Below are 18,198 nucleotides of genomic sequence, written 5' to 3' on the forward strand. Positions count from 1 at the left end.
ACCACACTCGGGACCGGCCGGGGAACGCCCTGGAACCAGCGACCGTGAGGAGCACGCCCGTGCAGGGATTCGACCCGTTCAGCAGCTTCGGCCCCGACGTGGCGGCTCGCTACGACGAGGACCTGCGCGGCGACGAGGTCGAGACGGTGGAGCTCCTCACGGAGCTGGCCGGTGAGGGGCCTGCGCTGGAGCTCGCCATCGGCACCGGCCGGGTGGCGCTGCCCGTGTCGGCCAGGGGAGTGCGCGTCGACGGGATCGAGCAGTCGGAGGCGATGGTCGAGCGGCTGCGGGCCAAGCCCGGAGGCGGCGAGCTCGACGTGGCCGTCGGCGACATGGCGAGGGTGGAGCTGCCGGGCCGGTACGCCTTGGTGTACCTGGTGTTCAACACGATCCACAACCTGCTGACCCAGGACGAGCAGGTGCGGTGCTTCGAGAACGCGGCCCGGCACCTGGAGCCGGACGGTGTCTTCGTCGTCGAGACCGGGGTGCCCTGGCGCGGCCCACGCGAGGGTGCGTACGTGGAGGTGGGTGCAGTGGCCCTCGACGAGGTGCGTCTCAGCCCGCACACCTACGACGCCTTGACGCAGGTCCTGGACATCAACCACATGAGGCTCAGCACGTCGGGCATCACCATGTCGCCGATCTCTCTGCGCCTGGTCTACCCGAGCGAGCTCGACCTCATGGCGAGGATCGCGGGGCTGAGGCTTCGGCACCGGTGGGGTGGCTGGAAGAAGGAGCCCTTCACCCACCAGAGCCGGCGTCACGTGTCCGTCTACGAACGCCGACCTGCCTGACGTCCTAGCGCCGCTCGAGCAGCACCATGACCTCGTGGTGCGACGTCTGGGGGAACATGTCGAACAGCCGCGCCCGCCGCACCTGCAGGTGGGGCATGGCCTCGAGGTCGACGGCGAGCGAGCGCGCGTTGCAGCTGGAGTAGACGACGTGCTGGACACGGGAGTGGTCGAGCCACGCGGCGAGCTCGCGGCCGAAGCCGCGCCGCGGCGGGTTGACCACGACGGCGTCGGGAGCCTGCTCGGGCGGCCGCTGCACGGCATACCGGGTGGCGTCGTCGGCACGGAACGTCGCGTGGGTTCCGTTGTCTTGCAACGGAATCTCGCCCAGCGTGTGCTCGGCGCTGGCGACAGCCTCCTCGGAGACCTCGATGCCGGTCACCTGCGCCGGGGGAGTGGCGGTGGTGAGGGCGTGCAGGGCGAACCCGCCGACGCCGCAGTAGAGGTCCCACAGCGACGTGGGGGCGACCTCGGCCAGCCACTCCTGTGCCTGCCGGTAGAGGCCTGCGGCGACGGTCGTGTTGGTCTGGAAGAAGCTCTGCGGCCGCAGGTGCAGCGTGATGCCGTTGACGCGCATCGGCAGCGTCGCGTGCTCGGTGAGGACCTGCTCCTGCTCGCCTTCGAGCAGGGCGGCGTGCTGGGGCAGGAAGTTCGCGGTCACCACCCGAGTCCCGGGCAGACGTGCCAGCAGGTCGGGCAGGCTGCGCTCCAGGCGCCCGAGCTGGCCGGGGGAGCGCAGCACGAAGCGCACCATGAGCTCGCCATCGGGGGAGTGGGTGACGAGGACGTGCTTGAGCTCGCCGGTGCGTCGTGGCACGTCATAGGGGGTCAGGCCGAGCCGGCCGACGAGGTCGGGCAGCCTCAGGACTGCCTCGTGCAGGCCGGGCTCGTAGAGGCCACAGTGGCGCAGGTCGACGCCGGCACCCGTGGGGTCGAGGATGCCGAGGGTCGGCTCACCGCGACGACCGCCGACGACCAGCTTGGCCTTGTTGCGAAAGGCGGACTCCGGTCCGGTGAACGGCTCCAGCCACACGTCGGCCGGTGCGGCGTCGGCGAGCAGGGTGCGCACCGCCGCGTCCTTGTCGGCGAGCTGTGCGGCATACGGGACGCCCATGAGGGCGCACGAGCGGCACCGTCCCGCGTCGAAGTAGTCGCACTGCACCGGACAAGGCTAGAAGGACGGGGTCTCGGCGCTCGAAGGGGATCGGCGCGGCACCGCACTGTCGGTGGGGCTCTCTAGCGTGGAACCGAGAGACGAGGCGTGACCTCAACACGTGGGGTCGCCAAGGAGAGGAGCTGTCATGAGCACACTCGAGAACCGCCCGCACCTCGCCCTCGTGGTGATCGACGTGCAGAACGGCGTGGTGTCCGGCTCCCACCAGCGAGATGCCGTCGTCACCAACATCGCCTCGCTCGTCGACCGGGCGAGGGCCGAGGCGGTGCCGGTCGTGTGGGTCCAGCACTCCGACGACCACCTGGCCAAGGGGAGCGACGCCTGGCAGTACGTGCCGGAGCTGGGCCGCCGCGAGGGTGAGGCGCTGGTGCACAAGTCCTACAACGACTCGTTCGAGGCGACCGGTCTCGAGGAGGTCCTCGCCGGCGCTGGGGTGGGGCGGCTCGTCGTGACCGGCGCCGAGACCGACGCATGCGTCCGGGCGACGATCCACGGGGCGTTGACCCGGGGTTACGACGTGACCCTGGTGGCCGACGCGCACACGACCGGAGACCGCAGCGCCTGGGGCGCGCCGCCACCGGACCAGGTGATCGCCCACACGAACCTGTACTGGCAGTACCAGTCGGCGCCGGGGCGGACGACCGCCGTCGTGCCGACCGAGGAGGTGGCGTTCCGCGGCTGACGGCCTGACCCACGTGCTGACGCCCTGGCTCCTGGCCGGGTCGGCGTCCCCGGCGTAGCGTCTGGAGAGGACCCGCCCCGTGACGACGGCGGGCAGCTCGGTCGGGGAGATGGGCGCCATGACCCGCATCACAGATGTGCTGGGGCGGATGGACAGGACACGGGCGTGGCAGGAGGAGCTCTACACCCACCTCCACGCCCATCCGGAGCTGAGCTCTCACGAGGTGGAGACCGCAGCCGAGGTCTCCCGGCGCCTCGAGGCCTTCGGCTACGAGGTGCAGCGCATCGGTGGCGGCGTCGTGGGAGTCCTCGTCAACGGGTCGGGTCACACCGTGCTCACGCGTGCCGACATGGATGCCCTGCCGGTGACGGAGCTGACGGGACTTCCGTACGCGTCCAAGGTCACCGCGGTGGACGAGGCCGGCGCGACGGTGGGTGTCTCGCACGCCTGCGGACACGACGTCCACGTCGTTGCCCTCCTGGGGGCAGCCGAGCTGCTGGCCGGTGCCAGGGACGCCTGGAGCGGCACCTTCACAGCGCTCTTCCAGCCGGCCGAGGAAACCGCCGCGGGCGCCCGGGCCATGCTCGAGGACGGGCTCACGGACCGGGTCCCTCGTCCTGACGTCGCCTTCGGGCAGCACGTGCTCAACCACGCGGCCGGAGTGGTCGGCACCCAGGCCGGCCCGGTGCTCTCGGCGGGGGACAGCATCCGGATCACCGTGTTCGGCAAGGGGTCGCACGGCTCGATGCCCCACCTGGGGGTCGACCCGGTCGTGCTCGCGGCGTCGATCGTCCTGCGGCTGCAGACCATCGTGGCCCGGGAGACGAAGCCGGGGGAGTTCGCCGTGGTCACGGTCGGCAGCAGCACCGCCGGCACCAAGAGCAACATCATCGCCGACCGCGCGGTGCTGCTGGTCAACGTGCGCACCTACGACCTCGAGGTCCGCGACCGGGTGCTCGGCAGCATCGAGCGCATCGTCCGTGCGGAGTGCGAGGCATCCGGGTCGCCGGAGCCACCCACGTTCGAGTACTACGACCAGTACCCGCTCACCGACAACGACCCCGACGTCACCGCCAGGCTGACGGACGCCTTCCGGGACCACTTCGGCGAGGGACGGGTCGTCACCCTGGGCAGGGTCACGGCGAGCGAGGACTTCAGCCGCCTGCCTGACGCCTTCGGGATCCCTTACAGCTACTGGGGCGTGGGCGGCTTCGCGCCCGGCCAGCAGCCGTACCCCAACCACTCGCCCTACTTCGCGCCGTCGATCCAGCCCACCCTGGATGCCGGCACCGAGGCCATCGTCGTGGCGGCCCTGGCATACCTGGGCAAGGACAGGTGACGGTAGTCAGGTGGTCCCGGCCATGGGAGTGGGGGCGTGACGGAACAACTAGTTGACATAATGTTGATTATCGGCGTTAAGGGTTGGCGTTAAGGGACGGCTTTCAGGGTCACCGCGCGGGAGCCCGCGCTGCCCACAGTCATCGTCGTCTCACGGCGTCGCGCTGCGCCGGTGACGACCTGGCAAGGCACTCCCGACGTCGGCGCGGCCGGCAGCTTCTGTGTCCAGCTGGAGCTCAACCGCGGGTCTGCGGTCGTGCACTGTTTCGTCCCCGTTCGTGGGCCCGGTCCGTGGGCCCGGTCCGTGGGCCCGGTCCGTGAGCCCGGTCCGTGAGCCCGGTCCGCGCAGGCGTCGGGATCCCGGGAGCGGGACAGTAGGGTTCCCCTCCCCCGACCTGCCCGTGGACCGGGCCATTCCCAGCAGACACCCAGCCAGCACTCACGGATCTCCCATGCCAGTGGAGCACGGTGTGGACGAAGACTCCCAAAACGGGTTGTCCACAGAGGGTGTGGGGTGCGATGAGCCTGCTCGGCTGGCCACTGGTGGCGGTTCTGGCAACCTTGACGGCGATCGCGGTGGGGGCCGCTCTGCTGCTCTGGACCCGGGTTCGGGGTGCCCCGGTGCTGCGGCTGGCCCAGCGCCTCGGCCTGATCCTGGGCACCCAGGTCGCCGCACTGCTCCTCGTCGCGGCCGTGGTGAACGACTACGGCTACTTCTACGGGTCGTGGGCGGAGCTGTTGGGGAAGGACAGCAAGCCGACCGTGGTCACCGTCGGCGGCTCCGGGGGCGCCTCGGGAGCCACTCGGCCCTCCACGTCCGCGCTGCACGTCGCCGGCCTGCACTTCGCCTTCACGGGGCACCGCACCCCCAAGGCGGCGCGTCCCGAGACGATCGGCGACTCCTCGCGCCTGGCCGCCGCGTGGGCGCAGCCGTCGCAGTGGGCCTCACGGGGCCGGCTCGAGGCCATCACGGTGCAGGGCGCCCGCTCGGGGCTGGTGGACCCGGCCCTGGTCTGGCTGCCGCCGCAGTACTTCCAGCCCGCCTACCGGCACGCCCTCTTCCCTGCGGCAGAGGTCATGACCGGCTACCCCGGCACCACTGCCGCGCTGGTCTCGCGGATGCACTATCCGGACATGCTCCTGAAGGAGATCAACGCACACCGGGCCAAGCCGATGGTGCTGGTCATGCTGCGCCCCACCGTCGCTGCGCCGCGCGACACCGAGTGCACCGACGTGCCGGGCGGACCGTTGGCCCTGACGTACCTGACGCAGGACGTTCCCACCGCGGTGGAGCAGCTGGCTCGGGTCAAGCCTGCAGGTTGGGGGGCGATGGGTGACTCGACGGGTGGCTACTGCGCAACCAAGATGGCGCTGTCCCGGTCTGATGTCTTCACCAGTGCAGTCGCGCTCTCCGGGTACTACCACACCTTGAAGGACGGGACGACCGGCGACCTGTGGGGCGGCTCGCGGGTGCTCCGCGACCTGAACAACCCGGAGTGGCTCGTCAGCCATCAGCCTCCACCGCCGGTCTCCCTGCTGCTGACCATCGGCACCGCCGAGCGCGGGCCCAACGGTGTGAGGGACACGCGCCACTTTGCCGCCCTGGTGCACGCCCCGATGACGGCTCGGGTGATCTACGTGCCCGGCGGAGGGCACAACTTCGCCGCGTGGGGTTCCCTCATGCCGGGTGCCCTCGACTGGTTGAGCACCCACGTGGCGGGCGCGTGACCGCCACGGTGTGTCGGGCGGCCTGAGGGTCGCTCAGCCTGCGGGGAGGACGGCGGTGGAGAGGGCTTCGCAGGCCTGGTCGAGGGTGGCGGCGCGGCGCAGGGTGACGGTGGGTGAGGTGGGGGTGAGGTCCTCGGGCCAGCCGGGTCCGCCGATGACCAGGGTCAGGGGGCGCTCGATGGAGGACAGGGCGGTCCACAGGGGGTCGGTGGCGGGGCGGGTGATGGAGGCCCAGAGGAAGACCACCGGTGGGGTGGAGCGGCCGACGAGGTCGATCAGGGCTTCGGCGGGGACGCGGGGGCCGAGGAAGAGGCAGCCGATGCCTTGGAGGGAGAGTTCGGCTTCGACGGCGACCAGGGGCAGGTAGTGCTGTTCCTCGTCCGCGCTGGCGAGGACGACCTCGCGGCGGCCGCCGATGCGGGCGCGGTTGGCGCGGGTCAGGGAGCGCAGCTCGGTGACGAGCAGCTCGGAGGCGAGGTGTTCGGAGTCCACGCCGAGGGAGCCGTCGGACCAGCGTTCGCCGATCTTGCGCAGGGCGGGGGCCAGGACGGAGGTCCAGGCGGAGACCAGGTCGGACTCGCGGGTGACGCGTTGGTAGATGCGGGCCAGGCCGTCGGCGTCCAGGGCGGCGGCGGAGGAGACGATGGCCTCGACGGCGGAGTGGGCGCCGGGGTGGCCGCCGGCGGCGGTCGGGGTGTTGGGCGCGAGGGCGGAGGCCAGGCCGGCGGCGTCGACGGAGGTCGCGACGCGGGCGGCGGTGCCGGCGGGCACGCCGCGGCCGGTGAGCTGGGCCATCAGGCGCACGCGTTGGATGTCGACCTCGTCGTAGCGGCGGTGGCCGCCCTCGGTGCGTTGGGAGGGGCCGATGCCGTAGCGGCGGTCCCAGGTGCGCAGGGTCGAGGGGGCCAGGTCGAGGCGTTCGGCGACCCCGCCCACACTCCACGTCAGGGCGACGCGCGGGACGTGGAGCTCGGGGTTCTGGCCGTCGGCAGTCGTCTCGGCCCGGGTCGCGCGAACACCCTCTGTCGTGCGAACACCCTCTTCCTGGTGGGCAGCCGTCGAGGCCTCAGTGGCTCCGAGAGCTTCCCTTGTGGTGTCGGTGCGGTCCCCGGAGCGGTCCTTGGTGTCCATGACTCCTCCTCCAGCTCAGCCCGAGAAAGTACTCCTGACTCCCGCAAAACCATAAACCTGTTCAACACGTCTTGCGTTCTGAACAACATTCTGAGTAGGTTTTGAACCAGTTCGGCGCCGGTGGGGTGCTGGACCCGAAGTTTTGGAAGAGGATCGTCATGGCGTACATCAAGCGACTCCCGATGCCGATCATCGAGAGCTATGAGTGGCAGTTCGACGGGGCCTGCAACGAGGCCGACCCGGAGACGTTCTTCTCCCCGCAGTCCGAGCGGGGGGCCAAGCGCCGTCAGCGCGAGGCGGCCGCGAAGGCGTTCTGCGCCCGCTGCCCGGTCGTCGACGCGTGCCTGCAGCACGCGCTGGAGGTGCGCGAGAGCCACGGTGTGTGGGGTGGGCTGAACGCCGACGAGCGGCGCGCCCTGCTCGGCGAGCAGCCGGGCGTGACGCCCGGCACCGGCAGCATCGCCAGCTGAGGGGGTCTGTTCAACGGCGGCCCCCGATCACCGTTGCTGCGGCCACCTCGTAGCGGCTGGCGGCCGCCCCTCCGGCCCTGAAGAACCGGCGGTGGAGCGAGCCGGTGACCTCCGCGGCGTCTCCGTCCTGGAGCCGCAGGGCGACCTTTCGGGAACGGGCGGTCCAGCACGCCACGTCGAGGGTGTCGACGACAGCACCCCTGGTCGCGGCGCCCTTCGTGGCGGCACCCTTCGTGGCAGCACCCTTCGTCGCGGCGTCCTGCGCACTAGCGACCTTGTCCCCGGCCCGAGCGGAGCCGGTACGGCGCGCAGCAGGCCGCCGGACGACGAGCCGGAACAGGACGACCGCGTCGCCACTGGGCAGGGTCTTCTCCTGTGGGGTCCCGCTGACGCGCCCCGACAGGTGCACCTCGTTCACCCAGGCGACGGCGTCCTGCGCTGTCGCGGCGTCCGTGTCGGTTGCGGCTTCTGCTCCCATGGTCCTGTCCTGCCTCTGCGTATCGAAAGTGCGTCCGCAACCACGGTGCCTCGGGCGTCGTCCGGTTCGGGGGCGCCGGCTCCCGGCCTGTGGACGGTGGGACGCCGTTGGCGCGGGTGTGGACGCAGCGTCGGGCGTAGGGGCTCGAAGGCGAGAATGACCTCATGTCGACCTCCAGTCCTGCCACTCCCCTGCTGCGCCCCATAGCCGACGACGATGTGCCCGAGGTCCTGGCCCTCAACGAGGCCAACGTCGAGCTGCTCGCCCCGATGGATGCCGCCCGCCTCGCCGAGCTGCAGGCCTGGGCGATCCGGGCCGACGTCATCGACGTCGGTGGCGCGTTCGCCGGCTTCGTCATCACGATGGGACCCGGATCCGACTACGACTCCCCCAACTACCGCTGGTTCGCCCAGCGCTACGGCAGCGAGTTCCACTACCTCGACCGGATCGTGCTCGACGACGCCTTCCGCAGGCTGGGACTCGCCTCCGCGGTGTACGAGGCCGTGGAGGCCGATGCGGCCGCCGCCGGCCGTCTCACGCTGGAGGTCAACGCCGAGCCGCCGAACCCCGCCTCCCTCGCGTTCCACGCCGGACGCGGCTACGCCGAGGTGGGCCGGCTGGGCAGTCCCGGCAAGACGGTCGCCCTCATGGCCAAGCGCCTGACCCCCTGACCGGCCGTTCGGGGGATCCGCCCGACGAAGCCACGCCTTTACTATTCCTTTACCAAAGGAGCGGCGTGTCGCGATGACCCGCCAGTACTCGTGAGCGGCAGGGGCGGGCGTGGGACGAACGGCAGGGGCGGCGGTCGCCGTGCTCACCACCGGCCTCCTGGCCATCGGCGCCGGTTCTGCGAGCGCAGCCGCCAGAGGCCCTCACTCGCCCTCCCCCACCACGACGCAGTTCAGCCGGGGAATCACCGACGCAGGCGCAGACGAGGCGCTCGACCCGGCCCAGCTGCGGTCACAGATAGCCCAGGCCGACCGCCTCCGTGCCGACCTGCTCGCCTCGAACGCGGGGATCGCAGCCGCGACGACGCGCCTCGACCGCCTGGCCCTCCAGTCCAACCAGCTGCTCCAGGAGTACGCCAAGGCCAAGGAGGACGAGCGTGCCGCGCAAGCCGAGGCCGACCGCAACCTGAAGCTGTTCGAGCAGATGACCGCCCAGGCGAACGATGACCGGAGCACCGTGCGCGCCTGGGCCTTCCACGCCTACACCAGCGGCGGCTCGCTCGCCGACCTGAGCGCCATGCTGGAAGCCATGAGTGTGCCCGCGGCGGAGGCGACCGACCAGCTCGCCCGCCTCAGCTACCTCAGCGAACAGCGCGTGCAGGCTCTGGAGCGCACCCAGCACCTGGCCGCCGCCCAACAGGCGGTCGCCGTCAAGGCCGTCGACGCCCGGTCGGCCGCCACGGTGGCCGCGCTGGCCGCGGCAGATGCCCGCAAGAAGCTCGACGGCGTGATCGCCAGGCAGAAGCGGGAGCTGGAGACGACGCGCGCACTCCACGCCGAGCAGGTGCGCCGGGTGGGGGCGGTCTCCGGGCTCCTCCTGGGATCCGGGAGCAAGCAGGCGCGCACGACCACCCGCGAGCTCCGCCGTGCCGCGAAGCTCCCGGACATCTTCGCCGACGACTCCGGCAAGAGCTGCGACGGAGACGAGCACGACTACGCGAACGGCCGCGTCCCGGCCAAGGCGCTGTGCCCGCTCTACCGCGCGCCCGGCGAGAGCCTCCGGCCGGCTGCCGCCGCAGCCTTCAACGCCATGAGCCGTGCCTACGAGAAGGACGCCGGGAAGCCGTTGTGCGTGACGGACTCCTACCGCTCGCTCGCCGAGCAGGTCTCGGTCAAGGCCAGCCGGGGCAAGTGGGCAGCGAGTCCCGGCACCAGCCAGCACGGCCTCGGGGTTGCCCTGGACCTCTGTGGTGGAGTGCAGAGCTTCGGCAGCGCGGCCCATCTCTGGATGCGGCAGAACGCTCCGCTCTACGGCTGGTACCACCCCGCCTGGGCCGAGCCGTCCGGCCCCCTCCCGGAGCCGTGGCACTGGGAGTACGCCGGCTGAGCCGGTGCCTTCGCGGCACACGGGACCGCGGCCGCTGACGAGCCGCGGAACACGCCCGAGGTCCTGAGTACGCACACGCATGGCTGCGCGGCCGCCCTGTGCCACTCTGCCCCCATGACGTCCTCCGAGGTCGCGGCGCAGGCCGACACCTACGCCCGCAACGCGCACTACCGCCGCCCCTGGTACTGGTACGACTGGGCCAACTCGGCCTTCGTCACCACGACCGGCACCGTGCTGTTCGGGCCCTACATCACAGCGGTCGCCAAGAAGGCTGCCTGCCCCGGAGGCGGCGACGCGGCCTGCACCACCACGCTCAGCTTCTTCGGGGTGCCCCTCTCCCCCGGCTCGGTGGCTCCCTACACCGTCACCGTGGCGACGATCCTCGCTGCCGTTGTGCTCATGTTCGTCGGGGCCGTCGCCGACCGTTCGCCGCGCCCGGCGCGCCTGCTGGGCGTGTTCGCGTGGGCCGGCGCCGCGGCGGCATCCGCCATGTTCTTCGTGGCCGGCGCCAACTGGCAGCTCGGCGTGGTGCTCATGGTGCTCGCCACGGTGGCCTTCGCCTCGTCACAGGCGGTCTACGACTCCCTCCTGTGCCGCATCGCCGCCCCGGACGAGCGCGACACGGTGTCGTCCCGCGGGTGGGGCCTGGGCTACCTCGGGGGCGGCCTGCTGCTGGCCCTCAACCTCGCCTTCATCACCGTCGGCGACTCCATCGGGGTCGACCAGGCGATGGCGGCCCGGATCAGCATGCTGTCCGCAGGGGTCTGGTGGGCGGTCTTCACCATCATCCCGGTGGGCGGCATGTGGCGGTTGCGGGGCGTCGAGCGCCCGGAGGTGGCCCGCGAGGCCGGGGCGGTGGGCGGCAGCCTGCGGCAGCTGCGTGACACCTTCGGCGAGCTGCGCCAGTTCCCCCAGACCATGCTGTTCCTGCTCGCCTACCTCTTCTTCAACGACGGCATCCAGACGGTCATCGGCTCGGCCAGCCTCTACGGCAGCGAGGAGCTGGGGTTCAAGACCGAGCAGCTGATGACCCTGATCCTGATGGTGCAGTTCGTCGCCTTCGGTGGAGCGCTGCTCTTCGGGCGGGTCGCGGGCCGCTTCGGGGCCTGGCGCACGATCCTGGCCTCGCTCGGGCTGTGGTCGGTGGCCGTGGCCATCGCCTTCTTCGTGCCGCGGGGGGCCTTCACCACCTTCATGGTGCTCGGCGTGCTCATCGGGCTCGTGCTGGGCGGCAGCCAGGCCCTGTCGCGCTCGCTCTACAGCCAGCTCATCCCCAAGGACCGTGAGGCCGAGTTCTTCAGCTTCTACCAGGCGATGGAGCGCGGCACGAGCTGGTTCGGCACCCTGACCTTCGGCCTGGTGCACCAGTTCACCGGCTCCTACCGGTGGGCCATCATCGCGCTGCTCGCGTTCTTCGTGGTCGGTGGCTACCTGCTGTCGCGGGTCGACGTGCGCCAGGGCATCGTCGACGCCGGCAACGAGGTCCCCCGCGTGGTCTGACCCACCCCGCGGGGCGTCATCGTGGCGCCCCGCTGTGACGCATCCCACACCAGCCGGCCGTGCGGGGGTGCTCCCATCGCCGGAACAACCGGCCGGGGGCTCGCGTTGGCAACTGTGTACCCCGCGCGACGAGGTCCGCGCGCCCGGGAACCACGACGTTGGGAGCACCCCATGGCAGAACGATCACTTCGAGGCACCCGTCTGGGCGCGCTCAGCCTGGAGACGGATGAGCACGTCGTCCCCAGCGAACGCCAGATCACGACCTACGAGTGCCCCAACGGGCACAAGATCGAGCTGCCGTTCTCGGTCGAGGCCGAGATCCCTCCCACCTGGGAGTGCCGCTGCGGCGCCGAGGCGCGGCTGGTCGGCGGGGGCGCCGAGCCGGAGGCCAAGCAGGTCAAGCACCAGCGCACCCACTGGGACATGCTGCTGGAGCGCCGCTCCATCCCCGAGCTCGAGGAGCTCCTCGAGGAGCGCCTTGCCCTGCTGCGCGCCTCGCGCGGCGAGAAGGTCAAGGGCAAGCGCACCGCCTGACCCCTCAGCCACACAGCGACAGGGCCCCGTCCACGTGGACGGGGCCCTGTCGCGTTCCCGGTATGCCGCGAGCCGGGGTCCGCGGCACACCGAACCGTCCGCACGGGGTGCGTGCCTCAGAGCACCTCACCCTCGATGACGTCGCCCTCCCCCGGGCCGTCGCCCCCACCGCCGCGGCCGCCGCGCGGGCCGGTGAAGAAGCCGCCGAGGAGCTTGCGGGCCACCACCTGCTCGAGCACCACGCGGGCGAGCGGGCGGGTGAACGGCAGGATGAAGAAGAAGCCGAAGACGTCGGTGACGAAGCCGGGAGTGAGCAGCAGGGTGCCGCCGACCAGCACCAGGGCCGCGTCGGCCAGCTCCTTGCTCGGCATCCGGCCGGTGTTGAGGGCCGTCGTGAGGGCCGACCACGCACGAGCGCCCTCGCGTCGCACGAGCCAGGCACCGAGCAGCGACTCCAGCACGAGGAGCACCAGGGTCTGCCACCCGCCGATGACCCTGCCCACCGCGATGATGACCGCGATCTCGAGGACCGGGACGACGAGCAGGAGGACGAAGACCACCGCGAGCCAGCGGGGTCGCCGGCGTCGGGCGAAGGGGGTGCGTCCTACAGCTGGTGCCATCTCGGCTCCCGGCGCACGAGCGCGCGCAGCTGCTCGGCGCGGTGCTCGACGCCCCAGACCGTGATGCGCTGGAGCGACTCGCGCATGATGGCCCCGCTCATCTTGGAGTCGCCGATCTCGCGCTCGACGAACGTGATGGGCACCTCGACCACCGTCATGCCCCGCTCGACGGCCCGGCGCGTCAGGTCGGTCTGGAAGGAGTAGCCCTGCGAGGCGACGTTGTCGAGACCGATCCGGCGCAGCGCCTCGGCGGTGTAGACGCGGTAACCCGCCGTGGCGTCGTTCACCGGCATGCCGAGCAGGACACGGATGTACAGGTTCCCCCCGACCGACAGCGCCTTGCGGTGCAGCGGCCAGTTGACGACCGAGCCGCCCCGGGTCCAGCGCGACCCGATGACGAGGTCGGCGCCCTGGTCGAGGGCGGCCAGCAGCGCCGGCAGCTGCTCGGGCTGGTGCGAGCCGTCGGCGTCCATCTCGACGACGGCGTCGTAGCCGCGGTCGAGGGCCCACGCGAAGCCGGCCAGGTAGGCCCGGCCGAGGCCCTCCTTGCCGGCCCGGTGCACGACGTGCACCTGGGGGTCGGCCTCGGCGAGCTCGTCCGCGACCTGGCCGGTGCCGTCCGGGGAGTTGTCGTCGAGCACCAGCACGTCGGCCTCGGGCACGGAGTCACGCACCCGGCGCACGACGCCCGGGAGGTTCTCGCGCTCGTTGTACGTCGGGATGCAGACCAGGATCCTGGCCACGGGGCCCCGCTCGGGGGTGCTGGTGGCGGCGTGCTCAGACAACGACGGCTTCCTCTTCCTCTCGGTGCTCGGCCTGAACCCTAGCGGCCCGCCCCCGCCGCTTCCGTGAGGCGGCGGCGGACAGGGCCACCAGCAGCGCGGCGAGCCCGGCCGCGGTGTACTCCGGCAGGTCGCCGATGCGGTCGGAGACGGTCACCGAGGAGCGGACCACCGGGTCGGCCCGGCCGGCGGCCGCGGTGAAGAGCCGCGTCTTGTCCTCGTAGGACCCGTCCGGGTGGATGACGGCGCTGACGCCCACCGTCGACACGTGGACCACCGACCGGCCGTGCTCGATGGCGCGCAGCCGCGAGATGGCGAACTGCTGCTCGGACTCGGCGGTGTAGCCGAAGGTCGCGTTGTTGGTCTGGACGACGAGGATGCTGTTCTGGCGACTCGGCTGGAGCGTGGCCTCGCGCATCGGGTCGTCGTAGGCGACCTCGAAGCAGATGGTGGGGATCGCCCAGTACGACCCACCGGAGCGCAGCGGCACCTCGAACGCGGCCGGGTCGTGGCCGGCCGTGAAGTCGGCCGTCACGAGGTCGACCTTGTCGCTGAAGTGCCGGAAGAACGAGCGGTAGGGGATGTACTCCGCGAAGGGCACGGGGTGCTGCTTGACGTAGCGCTCCGGCTCGCCCCCACCGGGGCGGTAGAAGAGGCTCGCGTTCGACACCATGGGCCACGGCTCGCGCAGGACAGCCCCGAGGAGCACCGGCGCCCCGGCCGCCTCGACGGCGGCGCGGATCTCGGCCTCGGCGTCGGGGTTGCGCAGCGGGTCGATGTCGGAGGCGTTCTCCGGCCACACGACGAGGCTCGGCGGCTCACCGCCTGCCGCCAGCCCGCGCAGCGTCTCCTCCACGTGGTTGTCGAGCACCTTGCGGCGCTCGGCGTTGAAGTCCAGCCCCGGCCGCGGGACGTTGCCCTGCACGAACATCACCGGCACCGCCTTCCCGTCCGTCGGCGGGGTGCTGGCCGCGCCGGCCGTGACGGCGAGGGCGGTGAACGCCACGAGGACGGCGGAGAGCACGTATGCCGCCCGAGCCCGTCGCGGTGCGACCCCGCCGACCCGGCGAAGGGCGATCACCACCGCGGCGTGCAGCAGGGCTCCGAGCGCGGCGACGGCAGCGGTGACCCCGGGAGCGCCGACCCAGGCCGCGAGGTGCGCCAGCGGGCTGTCCGCCTGGCTGAACGCCAGCCGCGCCCAGGGGAAGCCGCCGAACGGCGTGTGAGAGCGCGCGGTCTCCTGCAGCACCCAGAAGACGGGCACGGCGGCATACGCCAGTGGCTGGAGGCGCGTGCGCAGCAGCGGCCGCTGGACGGCCGCGGTGAGCGCCGTCATGAGCGCGATGTAGAGGGCCTGCAGCACGCTGAGCGCCACCCACGGCAGGGCCCCGACGTAGATGCCCGACCACGACAGGGTCGGCAGGAAGAACACCAGGCCGCCGACCAGCCCGATCGCGAGGGCCAGCCGCCAGGTCGCGCCGAGCACGGCGGCCGACAGCAGCGCGACGCCCACGGGTGCGAGCCACCAGAGGTTGTAGGTGGGGAACGCCAGGGTCAGCGCGACGCCGGAGGCGACCGCGAGGACGAGCCGGTGGCCGGCGCGCAGCGACGGGCGACGGGCGGCGCGGTCGGAGGGCACGGCACCACGGTAGGACACCGCACGGCCCGCGCCGCCGTTGGGACCAGCGGGCCGTCGATCGGGTACCGACGGAACGCTGTTGTCTACTGAGCGCGCGGGCCGTGCGGGCGTCCACCACCATGGTCCTGGAGCCGGCAGTGGCCGGTTCGGTCCCTGACGGCTGGCTCAGCGGTGGCTGCGCGCGCTAGCCACCGTATGCCGTCGATCCTCCCCTGCCATTGCCGTCCCGCACCGTGGCGCTCGATGGACGACCGGGCGACAACTTACCGTCACCACACGCCCTGTCAACCCCCCGTTCACCTGCGCGAACGCACGTTCCCGCAGGTCAGGCTCGGTGTGAATCACGTTGCCCGACAGTGGATTTCGCGTGTCGTCGGCGTGTCGTCCACGACACGCCGAGCCGCCTCGTCCGTTCGGGGGATGGACGAGGCGGCGTGGCGTGGTCCGGCCGTGTTCAGCCGCGCGGCGGGACGACGACGACGCCGCGAGCGGTCGTCGCGACCACGGCCGGGTCCAGGACGTCGGCGGCGGACTCGCCGCGCTCCGGAGCCCCCCGTCCGACGACGCGCACCTCGAAGTCCATCTCCCGGCTGCGGGTGCCGACGCGCACCAGCCGCGCCTCGATCTCGATGACGTCGCCTGCCCGCACCGGGGCCCTGAACTGGACGTCGGAGTAGGACGCGAACAGGCCCTCGTCGCCGTCGGTGCGGATGCACAGCTCGGTGGCGACGTCACCGAAGGCGGCCAGGGAGTAGGCGCCGTCGACCAGGTTGCCGGCGTAGTGGGCGTGGCTGTAGGGCACGTAGCGGCGGTGCACGACGCTCAGGCCGACCTCCGGGGCGTGCGCGCTGGTCATCGCTTCTCCTTGCTGTCGACGAGGGCGTGGACGAGGTAGCTGGCGACCTCACCGGGCGTGGTGCCGCGGCCGAAGATCCGGTCGACCCCGAGCCGCTGCGCCGTCCCCTCCTCGAAGCGGGGGCCGCCCACGACCAGCAGCGGCACCTTGCCGGCGGGGTACGCCTCGCGGAACGCGGCGCTCATCGTCGTGGTGTTGTGGATGTGGGCGTCCTTCTGCGTGACGACCTGGCTGACCATGACCGCGTCGGCCTTCTCGGCCCTGGCCCGCGCCACGAGCTCGGGTACGAGCACCTGGGCGCCGAGGTTCACGACCTTGATCTCGTTGTAGTACTCCAGGCCCTTCTCCCCCGCGAACCCCTTGATGTTGAGGATCGCGTCGATGCCGACCGTGTGGGCGTCGGTGCCGATGCAGGCGCCCACCACGACCAGCTTGCGCCGCAGCGCCGACTTGATGGCCCGGTTGACCTCCTTCGGGCTGAGCAGCGGGAACTCCCGCTCGACGACCTCCACCTGGCGCAGGTCGACGAGGTGGTTCACCCGGCCGTAGACGACGAAGAAGGTGAAGTCGGGACCCATAGCCTTCGCATGCACGAGCAGGGCCGGGTCGAGTCCCATCTTGGCGGCGAGCTGCAGTGCGGCGCCCTCGGCCCGCTTGTCGTGCGGGACCGGCAGGGTGAACGAGACCTGCACCATGCCGTCACCGGTGGTGTCGCCGTAGGGGCGCACGATGTCGGGGGTCGGCCTGGCGGACGTCGCCTCGTTCTCCACGGTCGTCATCGGGTCTCCCCCGTCTCGAGCAGGGTGGTCGCGGGGTTGTCGTAGCCCGGGGCGCGCCTGACGACGCCGTCGAGGCCCTTGCCCGCGTTGGCCGGGCGCTTCATCAGGCCGAAGGTGCCGTCGGCGATCGCGGCCAGCAGCGGCGGGTCACCGGCGGAGTCGCTGTCATGGACGATGGTGTCGAGCAGGTCGACCGCCTCGGAGAGCACCTGGCGGGCCCGGGTCTGGATGAACCCGTCGCGCGGCGGGTGGAAGTCCTCGGTGAGGCCGCCGGCGGCGTTCATGACGTACCGGACGTTCTGCAGCGCCAGGTCGCGGTCGGAGAGGAACGGCGTGACCACGGCCTCGGTCATCATGCCGACGAGCAGGATGCCCTGCCCGGTCATGGCGCCCACGAGGTTGAAGAACCCGTCGAGCAGGTAGCCGCGGAAGATGTCGCCGGTCATGTGCTTGGTCGGCGGCATCCACTTCAGCGGGGCGTCCGGGAACAGCTGTCGGGCCAGCAGGGCGTGCGCGAGCTCCATGCGGAAGCTGTCGGGCAGGTCGGGGTTGATCTCGAAGGCGTGCCCGAGGCCGAGCTGCCAGTCCTCGAGGCCGGCCTCCTTGGCGAAGTACTCGTTGAGCAGCTGGCTGACCGTGACCGTGTGGGCGGCCTCGACGGCGTCGGCGGTGGTGAGGTAGTTGTCCTCGCCGGTGTTGATGATGATTCCGGCCCGGGCGTGGATCTGCCGGCTGAACCGCTGGTCGACGAAGGTGCGGATCGGGTTGATGTCGCGGAAGAGGATCCCGTACATCGAGTCGTTGAGCATCATGTCGAGCCGCTCGAGCCCGGCCAGTGTGGCGATCTCCGGCATGCACAGCCCGGAGGCGTAGTTCGTGAGCCGGATGTAGCGGCCGAGCTCCTTGGACGTCTCGTCCAGGGCCGCGCGCATCAGGCGGAAGTTCTCCTGCGTGGCGTACGTGCCGGCATACCCCTCGCGGGTGGCGCCCTCGGGCACGTAGTCGAGCAGGGACTGGCCTGTCGAGCGGATCACCGCGATGACGTCGGCGCCCTCGCGCGCGGCGGCCTGGGCCTGCGGGATGTCCTCGTAGATGTCGCCGGTGGCCACGATGAGGTAGATCCAGGGGCGCTGTTCCGGGTCGCCGTGGCGCTTGACGAGCCGGTCGCGGGTGGTGCGCTGCTTGTCGATGGTGCGTATGCCGCGGCTCACCTCCCGGCGCGCCGTCGCCTGGGCGCGGGTGGCCTCCCTGCCCTCGGGGAGGCGGAACGAGACCGAGCCGCTCGCGGCCTTCTGGGCGAGGGTCAGCAGGTCCTCGGCCTCGCCGCGGCGCAGGGCGTCGAAGACCGGCGTGGTGACCCCGTGCTCGAGGCCCACCTGGTCACGGACCTGGTCGACGAGGTGGTTGACCCACGGCACGCGCTCGTGGTCGGCGCCGCTGAGGCCGGCGAGGCGCAGGGTCGCCCGCTCCACGGAGACAGTGGTGTGGCTCTGGGCCAGCTTCACGACGGGTTGGCCCGCCTTGCGGGCGAGGGAACGAGCCTTCCGGACCACGGTCGGGTCGAGCTCGAGCAGGGGCTTCATGCGTGGTGACACTTTCTGAGACTAGCAGCGTCATGACGGCGATCTTGCGGTGGCAGCA

At 71.5% G+C, this 18,198-nt stretch carries 18 protein-coding genes; 9 read left to right on the forward strand and 9 right to left on the reverse strand.

What is annotated here, in order from left to right:
• Positions 1–59 precede the first annotated feature (59 nt).
• Complete coding sequence (locus BMW78_RS05890) at positions 60–794, forward strand: class I SAM-dependent DNA methyltransferase (protein WP_091757304.1); 735 nt, start codon at positions 60–62, stop codon at positions 792–794.
• 4 nt (positions 795–798) lie between these two features.
• On the opposite strand, the gene rlmC is transcribed toward BMW78_RS05890, so the two are convergent.
• Positions 799–1,953, reverse strand: a complete 1,155-nt coding sequence (gene rlmC, locus BMW78_RS05895) for a 23S rRNA (uracil(747)-C(5))-methyltransferase RlmC (RefSeq protein ID WP_091757306.1) — start codon at positions 1,951–1,953, stop codon at positions 799–801.
• 139 nt (positions 1,954–2,092) lie between these two features.
• Here rlmC and BMW78_RS05900 point away from each other — a divergent pair, with 139 nt between their 5' ends.
• The 3 genes from BMW78_RS05900 to BMW78_RS05910 all read left to right on the forward strand — a co-directional run bounded on the left by BMW78_RS05900 (position 2,093) and on the right by BMW78_RS05910 (position 5,713).
• Complete coding sequence (locus BMW78_RS05900) at positions 2,093–2,647, forward strand: cysteine hydrolase family protein (RefSeq protein ID WP_091757308.1); 555 nt, start codon at positions 2,093–2,095, stop codon at positions 2,645–2,647.
• A gap of 118 nt (positions 2,648–2,765) precedes the next feature.
• Positions 2,766–3,986 carry an amidohydrolase gene (locus tag BMW78_RS05905; protein WP_091757461.1) on the forward strand — a complete coding sequence of 407 codons (1,221 nt, stop codon included), beginning with the start codon at positions 2,766–2,768 and terminating at the stop codon, positions 3,984–3,986.
• Positions 3,987–4,504: 518 nt separating this feature from the next.
• A complete protein-coding gene (locus BMW78_RS05910; RefSeq protein ID WP_091757310.1) occupies positions 4,505–5,713 on the forward strand; it encodes an alpha/beta hydrolase in 1,209 nt (402 codons plus the stop codon).
• 33 nt (positions 5,714–5,746) lie between these two features.
• Here the strand turns inward: BMW78_RS05910 and BMW78_RS05915 are convergent, their stop codons facing one another.
• A complete protein-coding gene (locus BMW78_RS05915) occupies positions 5,747–6,844 on the reverse strand; it encodes a MerR family transcriptional regulator (RefSeq protein ID WP_091757312.1) in 1,098 nt (365 codons plus the stop codon).
• A 158-nt stretch (positions 6,845–7,002) separates the two neighbouring features.
• Between BMW78_RS05915 and BMW78_RS05920 the strand changes: the two genes are divergently transcribed.
• Positions 7,003–7,314, forward strand: coding sequence for a WhiB family transcriptional regulator (locus BMW78_RS05920; RefSeq protein WP_091757314.1), 312 nt, complete (start codon positions 7,003–7,005; stop codon positions 7,312–7,314).
• Between the two features lie 10 nt (positions 7,315–7,324).
• On the opposite strand, the gene BMW78_RS05925 is transcribed toward BMW78_RS05920, so the two are convergent.
• Positions 7,325–7,792 carry a single-stranded DNA-binding protein gene (locus BMW78_RS05925; protein ID WP_143056157.1) on the reverse strand — a complete coding sequence of 156 codons (468 nt, stop codon included), beginning with the start codon at positions 7,790–7,792 and terminating at the stop codon, positions 7,325–7,327.
• A gap of 164 nt (positions 7,793–7,956) precedes the next feature.
• Between BMW78_RS05925 and BMW78_RS05930 the strand changes: the two genes are divergently transcribed.
• The 4 genes from BMW78_RS05930 (at position 7,957) to BMW78_RS05945 (ending at position 11,881) form a co-directional block, all read left to right on the forward strand.
• Complete coding sequence (locus BMW78_RS05930) at positions 7,957–8,463, forward strand: GNAT family N-acetyltransferase (RefSeq protein WP_091757315.1); 507 nt, start codon at positions 7,957–7,959, stop codon at positions 8,461–8,463.
• A gap of 109 nt (positions 8,464–8,572) precedes the next feature.
• The gene (locus BMW78_RS05935; protein ID WP_091757317.1) at positions 8,573–9,847 is read left to right on the forward strand and encodes a D-alanyl-D-alanine carboxypeptidase family protein; all 1,275 of its coding nucleotides are present in this window, start codon (positions 8,573–8,575) and stop codon (positions 9,845–9,847) included.
• A 114-nt stretch (positions 9,848–9,961) separates the two neighbouring features.
• Entirely contained in the window at positions 9,962–11,347 is a 1,386-nt protein-coding gene (locus BMW78_RS05940) for an MFS transporter (RefSeq protein ID WP_091757319.1), read from the forward strand.
• 171 nt (positions 11,348–11,518) lie between these two features.
• Positions 11,519–11,881: an RNA polymerase-binding protein RbpA gene (locus BMW78_RS05945; protein ID WP_091757321.1), complete on the forward strand. Its 363-nt coding sequence runs from the start codon at positions 11,519–11,521 to the stop codon at positions 11,879–11,881.
• Positions 11,882–11,997: 116 nt separating this feature from the next.
• Here BMW78_RS05945 and BMW78_RS05950 read toward each other — a convergent pair whose 3' ends face one another.
• From BMW78_RS05950 to kamD, 6 genes are all read right to left on the reverse strand, one after another.
• On the reverse strand, positions 11,998–12,501 hold the full coding sequence (locus BMW78_RS05950; RefSeq protein WP_091757323.1) for an FxsA family protein: 504 nt from the start codon (positions 12,499–12,501) through the stop codon (positions 11,998–12,000).
• Positions 12,486–13,286 (reverse strand): polyprenol monophosphomannose synthase, encoded by an 801-nt coding sequence (locus tag BMW78_RS05955; protein WP_091757325.1) that lies wholly within the window; start codon positions 13,284–13,286, stop codon positions 12,486–12,488. The genes BMW78_RS05950 and BMW78_RS05955 overlap by 16 nt, the downstream gene beginning before the upstream one ends.
• Positions 13,279–14,922 carry an apolipoprotein N-acyltransferase gene (lnt, locus tag BMW78_RS05960; RefSeq protein WP_091757465.1) on the reverse strand — a complete coding sequence of 548 codons (1,644 nt, stop codon included), beginning with the start codon at positions 14,920–14,922 and terminating at the stop codon, positions 13,279–13,281. Before lnt ends, BMW78_RS05955 begins: the two co-directional genes overlap by 8 nt.
• 454 nt (positions 14,923–15,376) lie before the next feature.
• Positions 15,377–15,778: a 3-aminobutyryl-CoA ammonia lyase gene (gene kal / locus BMW78_RS05965; RefSeq protein WP_091757327.1), complete on the reverse strand. Its 402-nt coding sequence runs from the start codon at positions 15,776–15,778 to the stop codon at positions 15,377–15,379.
• A complete protein-coding gene (kamE, locus tag BMW78_RS05970) occupies positions 15,775–16,557 on the reverse strand; it encodes a lysine 5,6-aminomutase subunit beta (protein ID WP_091757329.1) in 783 nt (260 codons plus the stop codon). The genes kal and kamE overlap by 4 nt, the downstream gene beginning before the upstream one ends.
• On the reverse strand, positions 16,554–18,152 hold the full coding sequence (kamD, locus tag BMW78_RS05975) for a lysine 5,6-aminomutase subunit alpha (protein ID WP_245735684.1): 1,599 nt from the start codon (positions 18,150–18,152) through the stop codon (positions 16,554–16,556). Before kamD ends, kamE begins: the two co-directional genes overlap by 4 nt.
• Between the last annotated feature and the right edge of the window lie 46 nt (positions 18,153–18,198).

Origin of the sequence: Pedococcus cremeus (assembly GCF_900111375.1) — a bacterium.
Taxonomy (GTDB): domain Bacteria; phylum Actinomycetota; class Actinomycetes; order Actinomycetales; family Dermatophilaceae; genus Pedococcus_A; species Pedococcus_A cremeus.

What these genes read in the sequence shown, in the direction of transcription:
- BMW78_RS05900 (WP_091757308.1), top strand. Translation starts at nt 2,093, where the DNA reads ATGAGCACACTCGAGAACCGCCCGCACCTCGCCCTCGTGGTGATCGAC.
- BMW78_RS05905 (WP_091757461.1), top strand. Translation starts at nt 2,766, where the DNA reads ATGACCCGCATCACAGATGTGCTGGGGCGGATGGACAGGACACGGGCG.
- BMW78_RS05910 (WP_091757310.1), top strand. Translation starts at nt 4,505, where the DNA reads ATGAGCCTGCTCGGCTGGCCACTGGTGGCGGTTCTGGCAACCTTGACG.
- BMW78_RS05915 (WP_091757312.1), bottom strand. Translation starts at nt 6,844, where the DNA reads ATGGACACCAAGGACCGCTCCGGGGACCGCACCGACACCACAAGGGAA.
- BMW78_RS05920 (WP_091757314.1), top strand. Translation starts at nt 7,003, where the DNA reads ATGGCGTACATCAAGCGACTCCCGATGCCGATCATCGAGAGCTATGAG.
- BMW78_RS05925 (WP_143056157.1), bottom strand. Translation starts at nt 7,792, where the DNA reads ATGGGAGCAGAAGCCGCAACCGACACGGACGCCGCGACAGCGCAGGAC.
- BMW78_RS05930 (WP_091757315.1), top strand. Translation starts at nt 7,957, where the DNA reads ATGTCGACCTCCAGTCCTGCCACTCCCCTGCTGCGCCCCATAGCCGAC.
- BMW78_RS05940 (WP_091757319.1), top strand. Translation starts at nt 9,962, where the DNA reads ATGACGTCCTCCGAGGTCGCGGCGCAGGCCGACACCTACGCCCGCAAC.
- BMW78_RS05945 (WP_091757321.1), top strand. Translation starts at nt 11,519, where the DNA reads ATGGCAGAACGATCACTTCGAGGCACCCGTCTGGGCGCGCTCAGCCTG.
- BMW78_RS05950 (WP_091757323.1), bottom strand. Translation starts at nt 12,501, where the DNA reads ATGGCACCAGCTGTAGGACGCACCCCCTTCGCCCGACGCCGGCGACCC.
- kal (WP_091757327.1), bottom strand. Translation starts at nt 15,778, where the DNA reads ATGACCAGCGCGCACGCCCCGGAGGTCGGCCTGAGCGTCGTGCACCGC.
- kamE (WP_091757329.1), bottom strand. Translation starts at nt 16,557, where the DNA reads ATGACGACCGTGGAGAACGAGGCGACGTCCGCCAGGCCGACCCCCGAC.